A 10,826-nucleotide genomic window follows, 5' to 3' on the forward strand; every position below is an offset into this window, starting at 1 on the left:
CGTACTACTTGGGCGGCTTTTTTTGATGTGTGACACTTAGGGTGCGGAAGGTGGGATTGAAGACCTCATTGACTCGTTAAAAATCCCGGAAAATAACAAAAACGAGGGTACCCCACTCCCGCGTTAACCGACACTCAGCATAGGTTGGGGCGGGGGTCTTACACGAAAAAATCAGCCAGCCTTACTGAACACGAGTACTCGTCTTGGAACACAGATCCACAAAACACTCGTGTGGCTGATTTTTAGGGGACAATGCGTCGGGTACACCTCGTTTTTGTCCGCCAGAGCAATCCCGGCGCTAAACGGAGTACCGTTATAGCGCGGGGCTTACGGCGAAGAAGCTAACGGTGAGCAAGTCCTTGCAACAAGTTTTGTCATGACATTTGGGAACGCCATAGCGATCGCCTGTTTTTGGAAAGCCTACTTCTTCACATATCCCTTATTTCATCAAATTCATTCTCGATTACGCGAACGGTGAGTTCAATAGCTCCTTTTCAATCTGAGAAGGTGTTCGCCATTGAGTATTCTTGGCAGTAGCGAAAGATTCTGCTGATACAGACGGAATGTATCATCGCCCTAAACCTGATTACTCAGGCTGGACCAGCTCCAAGCTTCACCTGTGTTGGCGGTGGAGTCCTGCCAAATATCCTCAAAGCGTTGATATTCTTCAATATCTGAGGAAAGTTTTTGAATAAGCATCGGTAGTGCGTTGGGACCAATTGCTAGATGAACGGGTGGATCAGGTAATTCCACCACTTTCAATATCGCCTCAACACCTGTCGGTACATGACCGCGAGGATGCTCCAGGGAAAACTTGACGATTTGCTCTCGCAGGGGATCGTACTCTGGCATTTGCTCTGCCGTAATCAAAGATCGGTTTGCGAAGTCAGTATCAAAGCCTCCTGGCTCAATGATCGTCACTTTGATGCCAAAGGGTTTAAGCTCTTGCGCGAGCGTTTCTGAAAGCCCTTCCACTGCAAATTTAGAGGCATGGTACAATCCCATCGTTGGCAGTGTGATTCGTCCGCCTGCTGAAGAGAGGTTCAAAATGTGACCAGAACCCTGTTTCTTAAACGTGGGAATGATGGCGCGAGTTACATTCAACAGACCAAAGAAATTGGTTTCAAATTGGTCACGGATCTGCTGGTCGCTCACTTCCTCAACAGCACCCATCAATCCATAGCCCGCATTATTCACCAGCACATCAATTCTGCCAAATGCTGCTAAACCATTTTGCACAGCAGCGTGAATGCTTGCTTGATCGGTGACATCCAGGCGAACTGATGAAGCTGTCTGCGGATATTTGTGTTCCAGATCTTGGATTTGGCTGACATTACGAGCGGTTACAATAACGCGATCGCCCTGAGCTAAGGCTGAAGAAGCCAAAGCGCGACCAAAGCCTGTTGAGCTACCCGTAATCAGCCACACGCGAGACGATTCTTGACTAGTCATGCTAATTGCTCTTAATAAATTGACGACGAAATTGACACAAAATAAATCACCACTGGGCAGTAGCTTTAGACAAAGCTTCTGTATTCAGGTTTATAGGCTTGCGATTCAATGAAGGCATGCAGATTGGTTGGTTTTGGCACCCCAGCCAGGTTTTTAGCAAAGATGACTTCAGCAACTTTCTCGGCAATATGCAGAGATGTCTTGAGAATTTCGGACTGCGGTGGATAGACTAGCCCAACCTCAAGGTCGGAGGGTGACACCTGCTCTGCTAAAGCCTTCGCTGCGGTGATAAACATCTCATCGGTGACCCGCTTCGCCTGAGTCGCGTAAATTGCCATGCCCATTGCTGGAAAGATATAGACGTTATTGCCCTGCCCAGGAACAAAAGTTTGGTTGCCATACTTCACGGGTGCAAAGGGACTACCACTGGCGAATACGGCTCGCCCTTCGGACCACTTGTATGCCTCTTCCGCGGTACATTCCGAGTGCGAGGTGGGGTTCGAGTAAGGAAAGATAATCGGACGTTGGTTGACCCGAGCCATTGTCTCAATCACCTGCTGGTTGAAGGCTTTAGCCAAGGCGCTTACCCCAATAATTGCGGTGGGTTTGAGGTCGGCGATTGCGGCAGCAAAGTTATCGACAGGGGGGTGAGGATGGGCGAAGGGTTTCTTAAACTCAGCCAGGTCAGTCCGGTTTGACTGGAGCAATCCTTTGCGGTCGAACAGCCAGCATCGGGCACGAGCTTGTTCTGCCGATAGTCCTTCCTGCATCATCACTTGTGCTAATAAGCTGGCAATGCCTGTACCTGCCGAACCAGCTCCAAGAAACAGGAAGGTTTGCTCAGACATTTTCCCACCCGTCAGGCGAAGCGCAGCAAGGATTCCCGCCACTGCTACCGCTGCTGTTCCCTGTATGTCGTCATTAAAGCAGCAGATGCGATCGCGATAGCGAGCCAGAATCGGAATCGCATGAATGTTAGCAAAGTCCTCGAACTGAATGCAGCAACCGGGAAAGACATCTTGGACTGCCGTAACAAATTCCTCAATGAAAGCATCATAGTCTTCACCTCGGACGCGGGGTTGTCGCAAGCCCAGGTAGAGCGGATCGCTCAGCAGACTTTCGTTGTTGGTGCCAACATCTAGCGTAATTGGCAAGGTGAACTGAGGCGGCACACCAGCACAAGCCGTATAAAGAGACAGCTTGCCGATGGGAATGCCCATACCGTTGACACCGAGATCCCCTAAACCTAAAATCCGTTCGCCATCGGTAACGACAATAAAGCGCACATCCCGTTCGGCCCAATGTTGCAGGATCTCCTTGATTTGTCCCCGGCGATTAATTGAGAGGTAAAGCCCTTTCGGTCGCCGGAGAATGTGTCCGAACTTTTGACACGCTTCCCCGACCGTTGGGGTGTAGACCAAAGGAATAAAATGGGCTGGATCGGACATCAGCGTCTTGAAGTACAGGGTTTCGTCATTATCCTGTAGGGCGGAGAGATAAATATATTTGTCCAGATCGGTAGTTTTGTGCCCAAGTTGTTGCATGACCCGTTGGATCTGAGTTTCCTCGCTCTCCAGTCCCTCTGGCAGGAGTCCGACTAAGCCGAGCGACTCACGTTCTGCTGCTGTGAAGGCAGTAGACTTGTTCAAGTGGGGATTGTGGAGAATATCGGAACCCCGCAGTTGAGATAAGGATGAGTTAATATTCAGGGTTGTTTCAAGCATGGCTTTACCTTTTAGTTGTGGTTAATTCTGTAGTTATTAATACCAAAGGTGAAAAAAGAATGCGACAGATACAAACTCCCAAACCCTCGTTATCTTAGGCTTTCTTAATGCCGTACCTTATGAATGAGCGAATTTTGAATTGGTATTAAATCTGGTGGGGGCGATTATTGGCCGCAGCGACGCGGCTACCCCATTCGAGCAGTTCTTTGGTGCAATCGTCCCGATCAATCATGCATTCAATCAAAGCCAGCCCCTCATGAGCTTGAGCTTGACGGATGGCTTTAACCAGTTCACCGACCGTTTGCACCCGGCAACTCCAGCCGTTGCCCTCACCCGCATTGAAGACCTGCACTAGACCGGCATAGTCCCAGTTTTTGATATTGTTGTATGGTCCATCGTGAATTTCGACTTCGATGGTGTAGCCGCCGTTATTGATTAGAAAAATAATTGGATTGAGCCCATAACGAATCATGGTCGAAACTTCCTGGGCAGTCAATTGAAAAGAGCCGTCCCCAATCAGGGCGATCGCTCGTTTCTGCTGACCTAGCGCTAGAGCGTAGCCAAGCAATGCCCCAACTGCCCAGCCAATCGAGCCATATTGCATCTGAAACTCATACAAGCATCCATCTGGCAAAGTTATTTTCTGCCCGTTGAACCAGGAATCCCCCGTTTCCACTAACAGCGCAGAGTGCTCTGTCAGGATGCCCTGAACCTGTTCCCGGAGAACCCGTGTCGTCAAAGGAGCGTCGTTTTGCAGAGCTTGAGGGGGCGAAGGTTGTTCTTGAATGCGCTTAAAAGCTTTGAAGGAATTGTCATTGGGCTGAATTTGATGAGCTAAGGCAGTGAGAAATTCCTGCATATAGACTTGAGCGTATTCCTGTCCAGCCAGTATCACCCGGTCTGGCTGAACTTCAATCAGTTTTTCGGGGTTGACTAGGGAAGACCAGCCTACGGTGGTGTAATCGTTAAAAATGGGACCAGCAAAAAGGTAAGCATCGCAGGATTCAATAATTTCGGCACAACCGGGACTACTGACCTGACCCCAGTAGCAGCCAATGTATTGGGGGTGGGTTTCGGGAAACATGCCCTTAGCGTTCGGCATGATTGCAACGGCGTAGCTGGAACAGTCAGCGAGTTTATGAAAGGCAGCGATCGCCTCAAAAGCCCGTAATTTGACCCCAGCGACTAAGGCGGGTTTAACTGCCTGATTGAGCTTAGCAGCAACCGCTTCAACAGCAGCTTTAAGAGCGACAGGATTACTTTCGACATGACGTTTGAGTTGTAACGGCACGGACTGGGGGATGGGGGCAGTGAACAAGTTGCAAGCAATTTCAATGTAGACAGGTTTGCGTTTCTGGATCGCTGTTTCTAAAGCACGATGCAGGAGGCGATGGGCATCCTCAATGTGCCGGATCACTACGGCTTCGGCAGTGATTTCCCGAAAAATGCGGTATTGCTGATTGAAATCATAGTTGCCAATGGAGTGATGAATCAGATGGTGTTGACCGCGATCGTTGGAATTAGGTCCGCCGGAAAGCACAATTACGGGTAAATCTTCAGCATAGGCACCCGCGATCGCATTAACTAGGCTCAAACCCCCAACAGTGAACGTAATTACCACTGCCGACACTCCCCTAACGCGGGCATAACCATCGGCTGCATACCCTGCATTGAGTTCATTACAGCAGTTGATCATCTTCAAATTGGGGTTTTTCAACATCTGGTCGAGTAAAACCAGGTTATAATCGCCAGGGACAGTGAAATAATGCTCCAACCCGATTGTTTGAAGAAGTTCAGCAAGATACGTGCCAATGTTGGGGTGGGTGTCAAAACAGTTCAACTTGCTCATGCTAAAAACCCCATAGTCGAAGGAACAGAGTATTGAAAATCAAATTTTATAGGATTAAGTTCGCAATACCCATAGAAGAAGCAGACCGTGAACGGAACATAAAATTGCCCTAAACCTGCTTGCTGAGGTCAGGAAAGCCTTTTGCCTTGCTCCCGTTAGTAGTAGAAGCCTGCCAGATATCTTTAAAGCGCTGATATTCTTCAATATCCGAGGAAAGTTTTTGGATGAGTGTCGGCAGGGCGTCGGGTCCGATGACCAGGTGAAGGGGTGGGTTAGGTAATTCTACGACTTTCAACATTGCCTGGACACCCGTAGGGGCATCACCACGAATATAATCTGCAGTATGCTGGAACATCTGCTCTCGAAGAAAATCGTACTCTGGCATCCGATGAGCCTCAATTAAAGAGCGGTCTGCAAAATCAGTATTAAAGCCTCCTGGCTCAATGATTGTCACCTTAATGCCAAAGGGTTTAAGCTCGTATGCCAGAGACTCTGAAAGTCCTTCAACTGCAAATTTCGAGGCATGATAAAGTCCCATCGCTGGCACTATAACCCGTCCACCCAATGAAGACATATTTAGGATATGACCTGAGCCTTGTTTCTTGAGCGTGGGTATGACGGCGCGAGTGACATTCAAAAGGCCAAAGACATTAGTTTCAAATTGGTCGCGGATTTGCTGGTCGCTCACTTCCTCAATTGCGCCCAGCAATGGATAACCCGCATTGTTCACAAGTACATCAATTCTTCCGAACACATCTAAACCACTTTGCAGTGCAGTTTGAATACTTGCCTGGTCGGTCACATCCAAGCGAACCGATGAAGCGGTCTGTGGATAATTGTGTTCCAGATCTTGAATTTGGCTGATATTGCGAGCGGTTGCAATGACACGATCGCCTTGAGCCAAAGCAGCTTCAGCTAAGGCACGGCCGAAACCCGTTGAAGTGCCTGTAATCAGCCACACGCGAGATGATTTTTTACTAGCCATTGTGATTTTTTTAATAAACTGAGACGAAAATTGACACAAATTTGGCTTTGTTTACTCTGTTTAGTAATCCTATTTCTTAATTCTCCTAAGTTAGGATTTACGCATTAACAAAAGTCCTTAAATATAGGTTTCCTTTTTTCGACTGTAGGGTGGAGAGAAGTCCTGTAAGCGGGCTTCCCGTCTTCGGGAACTTCGGGGCAGTGAATCGTAAAACCTGATGATCCTGACATAAGTTTAGGACACTGCTCACCCTACAAGTTGTGGTCGCTTTCCTATTGAATGCGCGTTTATACACATAATGCTCAATTTGTACAGTACGTAAGCCCTAGTAAGGTTAAAATTTTTCACCTTGGTAAATCTGAGTGGGATTGGTAGTACCAATGGTGGATTGAGCCACTCCAAGGACCGTGGAGATTTTTATAAACAAACCAGGAATTGCTCACTAACTCCAAAAGGGCAATCAATACCCAAACCGCCAGAGTGACAATTATCGGCAGGCTAAGATCCGGAAAATTGTTTTGTAATTCAACAATGCCGAATAGCAGGAGAAAGAGAAGTGAAATTCCGAGCAGAAAGGACAATCGAGCGATCGCAAGAATAAACCGTCCTATCTCCAAGATGCGGTTGTAGAGCATGAGGAACCCCTCAAGAATTTCCTCCATGTTATTGAGAATCAGCAGAATTTGTTGCAGGTGAAGACGGGCAGGTAAAGGAAGTTGCTGTTCTTTTTCAGCCGATTCATGTTTGAACTTTGCTAGTAGGTTTCCCAGGATTACTGTTTGTTCGTCATTGGCTATTGATGAACAAATTGGGAAATCCTTCATTTGCAAAGGGACTAAATAGTTAATTACCTCCACCAATATTTCGTCAAACACACCCAATTCGGAAGGAAGCGTCTCGGTCAGACGGATCAGTTGTTCAATTTGCGTTTGCAGAGCACGGTAGTCATCCAGTCGCCTTTGGGTAGTTAATTGGCTTGTTACTGTCAGAAAAACAATTAAAACCCCTAATAATGCAGCCAGAGATTGTGAAACAGCAGAGAAGAACTCGATCGCCACTTCTCGCTTTATCATCAGCCAAGGAGCAGGGTTCTGGATAGCAAAGATCAGCGTCACCACAAACAAAATTCCCATGACCCATAGCTGATAGCGAATTAAAGCAGCGGTAGAGACTCGTACTAGAGGAGTATCGCTAAGTTGAACTAAGCGTTGAAGTTTTCGCAGTGTTTCAGAACTATCAAATGATTGGAGTTTTCGGAGCGGCATAATTGGGGGATCGGGTCAAAAACAAGATTCTAAATTTAGATGCAATTCCACTTTTGCTAAATCGGGAAACGCGGTGGCAAGTTGAGCGAGATTCACCGTCTTGACTTGGTAGTATCAGTGGCGGTTTGAGCCAGTAGCTTGTAAAGTTTCGGAAGTTTTTAACACACGATCAATGATTGCATGAACGCCTTTCATCCATTTGGTGTACAACTTTGACTCATAATGGAGCGACCGTTCTTGTACACCTCTAAACTCCCTAGCCCTTGGTGATCACCCCTACCACCAAGCACCTGATATTCATATTTGCCATTGTTAAACTTATACACTTGAGCTGATCCTGTATTGTCTGCAGTTCCGTTGCCCAAACTTAAATTACCTTGAGGACTTGTAGAACGGTAGAGAAGTTCACCCGAATTATACCTTTTCCAAACATTAACGTTGTATCCACCTTGGCACTTCAAACTAAGTAACAAGCCAGCAGTAGAGTCAGCCGAGGCTGGTAAGACGAGATAAGCTGAAACACAAGTCATCAAACCAAGCACTAATGCAAATCGCTTCAGTAGTGTTTTCATAATTTCCTCTTGTAGTTTTGAGTGTTCGGTTTTCTACCCTAATGAGTCATCAACCTTGTTTGATACCATTTCAGATTTGAAATTGTAGATTGTGAAAACCTCGAATGGTGGCGATCGCAAAGTGATCATCCCGTCCACAATAGAAATCAGACATCCCTGTACAGCTTAGTCCCAGTTCTGAAACCACAAGTCCTTGATTCTTCTACTCCACTAAGCGAATTGGTACTAAGTTGAAGCCATAAAAACAAGTTCTCATGCTAAGCGTAACGAAGCGTGAAGGGTAAGCGCAAAGCGCCACTTCGTGTTGGCGCAGCCTGTTTGTAAAAACTTACAAACCAGCGTGTGCCCTTGGCACTTAGCATCTTGCGAGATTCTTCCCTATGCCTGCAGCACGCTAGGCAAACGGTCAGAATGACATGTTTGAACGCAACTTGGTATGGAAGACATGATTCAGGTTTGAAATCAGAAAGGACTCTTGAAGGCTATAGAGAACGGCAACTGAACCATCAAAGTTATCGAAGACCAGAATTTCGTTCTCACCTGAAGCAAACACTTGCTTAAACCTTTCTCCGGGAAATGGCTTATCTTTCGGATTCCGAATGTTTGCATAAATTCAATATATGCCATTGGCTCTAAGTTGTCGTCCACTAAGAGTTGAAACTTTTGCACAACAGAGTGATGGATCAATCAGTCCATCTTAAAATGGAAGACTGGCTCCAACTAAAGTGGAATCCAAATTCAAACCTTAGTACGACTTGCTTACAAACTGGAGTTTAGACTAACACATGATAAAATTACCCAGCAGCACGCTCGTTTACAAGTTACACATCTCAAAAAGCGAAAAACTTAAAGGTCAAGCCGACTTAGGTTGTTCTTTTTTCCGCTTAGTAGTACCTTTTTTGACTATCGGATAATGAATTGTATGCAGAGGTACTGCTGATAGCGAAATATTATGGGAAATACTGGCGTTTTATTTTGCGGAAAGTAAACACTAAGAGAAGGCGCACTTCCTCCCATTTACTTTTCATCCAAAAGCGCTTCTATCTGAGCAAGTAGTTTTTCCAAAGCTTTTTGTTTCTTAGGCTCATCCCATATTTTCGCTTTTTGTAATCGGCTTGATACTTCTTTATAACGAGTTAAGAGAGAATTTTGCTGCCCCTTAACCTGACGAGATGCTTTGATGCGTTCGTTAATCTGAGTTAGCGACAAATTTTCTGTTAGGGCAGCTTTGAGCAGTGCAATTTGCTCCTCTGAGTCCTTAACGCGAGCGATCGCGATTGCTTTAGTGTATTCAATTTCACCACGACGTAAGGCATTTAGTATATCTTCTGGCAGTTTTAGTAACGGTAGACGACTGCTGACGAAAGATTCCCACGATATCAGGCCCAAAGCATCAAACATAGCTATTATTTTCGTTGAATCTTCACTACCCAAAACGTTTTGGGTAACTTTGCCTTTCGCCGAATTTTGCATTTTGTAAAGAAGTGAAACCACCTCACCAACATTCTGGTTTAATTTCAAACTTAAAAGCAGGAGTATACCCTCAGTTTCCTCAACGGGATTCAGGTCTTCTCGAACCAAGTTTTCAACAAGTGATAGCTGCAAAGCTTCATTGTCGCTCAGCTTCCTAACAACAACAGGCACCTCGGTAAGTTCAGCCTTCATGGCTGCTCGGTAGCGTCTCTCCCCTGCAACCAGTTCATATTCTCCTATATCCAAGGGTCGGACTAAAAGAGGCTCTAGGATGCCGTGTTCTTTAACAGAGTGTACTAGTTGTTCTAGCTTTTCGGGATCGAAGTAACGCCGGGGTTGAGAACTAGACAGTTTTATGGAGGTAATGGCAACTGTCTGCGGCGAAAGTACAGCGTCTTCTATTGGGTAGGCACTTTCTCCAAGCAAAGCGGCTACACCTTTCAACTTACTGGTATAGGGTTGGTCTTTTTTGGTAGTATTCACTTACTTCAGGTTTCCTAAACTTAAAGAAATTTTTTCTAATACAGCAACAGCTGGATGTTTGCGGTTAGATAGCGCTAAAGGCAGTCTGGCTTCACTAGCATCGGGAAAAGCAATAGTTCTAGGAATTGGTTCGTAAACAGTAGCAAGTGGTGATAGTTGTTCGGAGATTGCTTTAAGAGTCCTGCTTTCTTGAGCAGTGCGACCATCGTACAAAGTGGGAACAAAACCCGCAATTCCAAGAGTACGATTTGCTGCTTTACGAAGTGTCGCCACTGTATTTAATAGTAAATCTGTTCCTTGAAACGATTTAAATTGACATTGAATCGGAACTAAAACATGAGTGGCAGCAACTAAGCTAAGGACACTCAAAATGCCTAAGCTTGGAGGACAATCTATCAAAATAAAATCATACTTATCCAATATGGGTGAGAGCGCATCTTTGAGTCGCATTTCTCGCATTAAGGCGGCTACCAATTCTAGCTCAGCGGCACTTAAGTTAATGTTAGATGGAACAAGCGACAGCCCATAAATTGGTTCTGGATGAATGGGCAAAGGTTCTTCACCAACAACAGCTTCATACACCGTTTTTGTTAAATTTTCTGGTTCAAGTCCCATAAAGGTAGTCAAACTAGCTTGTGGATCCATATCAATCAGCAGCACTCGGTTAGGATGATGCTGCGCTAAATGGTATCCCAAGTTCATAGTTAAAGTTGTCTTTCCCACACCGCCAGACTGGTTGAAAAGAGCAATGATGCGGTTAACCACTATGTACTCCCAACAATAAAGTTTTAGTTTTTAACTGAACAATTTTGACTTGAAGTAGACAATAAAGTTTTTTAGTAAATAGTACAATAGCTCTGGATACTGTGATGATGGTTTGCAATCCAGTTTACAACCATATTTGTTATTTTTATTTGTTATTTTTGACTGTACATCAATTTGAGAGTTAAAGTTTCAGGTGCAGTAACTATAGCGGTTCTCAGTTGGGTCTAATACATTCTGGTAAAATTAAACGAAGGTATA

The 10,826-nt window shown here is 45.5% G+C and carries 8 protein-coding genes; all 8 read right to left on the minus strand.

Going from position 1 to position 10,826, the window contains the following annotated elements; translation table 11 throughout:
• Positions 1–576: 576 nt before the first annotated feature.
• The 8 genes from AACT52_RS08340 to AACT52_RS08375 all read right to left on the minus strand — a co-directional run bounded on the left by AACT52_RS08340 (position 577) and on the right by AACT52_RS08375 (position 10,571).
• A complete protein-coding gene (locus tag AACT52_RS08340; RefSeq protein WP_073636497.1) occupies positions 577–1,452 on the minus strand; it encodes an oxidoreductase in 876 nt (291 codons plus the stop codon).
• Positions 1,453–1,517: 65 nt separating this feature from the next.
• Positions 1,518–3,176: an NAD-dependent malic enzyme gene (locus AACT52_RS08345; RefSeq protein ID WP_073636498.1), complete on the minus strand. Its 1,659-nt coding sequence runs from the start codon at positions 3,174–3,176 to the stop codon at positions 1,518–1,520.
• A gap of 145 nt (positions 3,177–3,321) precedes the next feature.
• The gene (locus AACT52_RS08350) at positions 3,322–5,025 is read right to left on the minus strand and encodes a thiamine pyrophosphate-binding protein (RefSeq protein WP_073636499.1); all 1,704 of its coding nucleotides are present in this window, start codon (positions 5,023–5,025) and stop codon (positions 3,322–3,324) included.
• Between the two features lie 109 nt (positions 5,026–5,134).
• Complete coding sequence (locus tag AACT52_RS08355) at positions 5,135–6,010, minus strand: oxidoreductase (RefSeq protein ID WP_073636500.1); 876 nt, start codon at positions 6,008–6,010, stop codon at positions 5,135–5,137.
• 344 nt (positions 6,011–6,354) lie between these two features.
• A complete protein-coding gene (locus AACT52_RS08360) occupies positions 6,355–7,275 on the minus strand; it encodes a hypothetical protein (RefSeq protein WP_073636501.1) in 921 nt (306 codons plus the stop codon).
• A gap of 191 nt (positions 7,276–7,466) precedes the next feature.
• Positions 7,467–7,847 carry a hypothetical protein gene (locus AACT52_RS08365; protein ID WP_073636502.1) on the minus strand — a complete coding sequence of 127 codons (381 nt, stop codon included), beginning with the start codon at positions 7,845–7,847 and terminating at the stop codon, positions 7,467–7,469.
• A 1,017-nt stretch (positions 7,848–8,864) separates the two neighbouring features.
• Positions 8,865–9,803: a ParB/RepB/Spo0J family partition protein gene (locus AACT52_RS08370; RefSeq protein ID WP_073636503.1), complete on the minus strand. Its 939-nt coding sequence runs from the start codon at positions 9,801–9,803 to the stop codon at positions 8,865–8,867.
• On the minus strand, positions 9,804–10,571 hold the full coding sequence (locus tag AACT52_RS08375; protein ID WP_073636504.1) for a ParA family protein: 768 nt from the start codon (positions 10,569–10,571) through the stop codon (positions 9,804–9,806).
• Positions 10,572–10,826 lie beyond the last annotated feature (255 nt).

This window comes from Scytonema sp. HK-05 (assembly GCF_963872035.1).
In the GTDB taxonomy this organism is placed as follows: domain Bacteria; phylum Cyanobacteriota; class Cyanobacteriia; order Cyanobacteriales; family Nostocaceae; genus Kalymmatonema.

Coding starts and splice junctions, on each gene's coding strand:
- AACT52_RS08340 (WP_073636497.1), bottom strand. CDS start 1,452: ATGACTAGTCAAGAATCGTCTCGCGTGTGGCTGATTACGGGTAGCTCA.
- AACT52_RS08345 (WP_073636498.1), bottom strand. CDS start 3,176: ATGCTTGAAACAACCCTGAATATTAACTCATCCTTATCTCAACTGCGG.
- AACT52_RS08350 (WP_073636499.1), bottom strand. CDS start 5,025: ATGAGCAAGTTGAACTGTTTTGACACCCACCCCAACATTGGCACGTAT.
- AACT52_RS08355 (WP_073636500.1), bottom strand. CDS start 6,010: ATGGCTAGTAAAAAATCATCTCGCGTGTGGCTGATTACAGGCACTTCA.
- AACT52_RS08360 (WP_073636501.1), bottom strand. CDS start 7,275: ATGCCGCTCCGAAAACTCCAATCATTTGATAGTTCTGAAACACTGCGA.
- AACT52_RS08365 (WP_073636502.1), bottom strand. CDS start 7,847: ATGAAAACACTACTGAAGCGATTTGCATTAGTGCTTGGTTTGATGACT.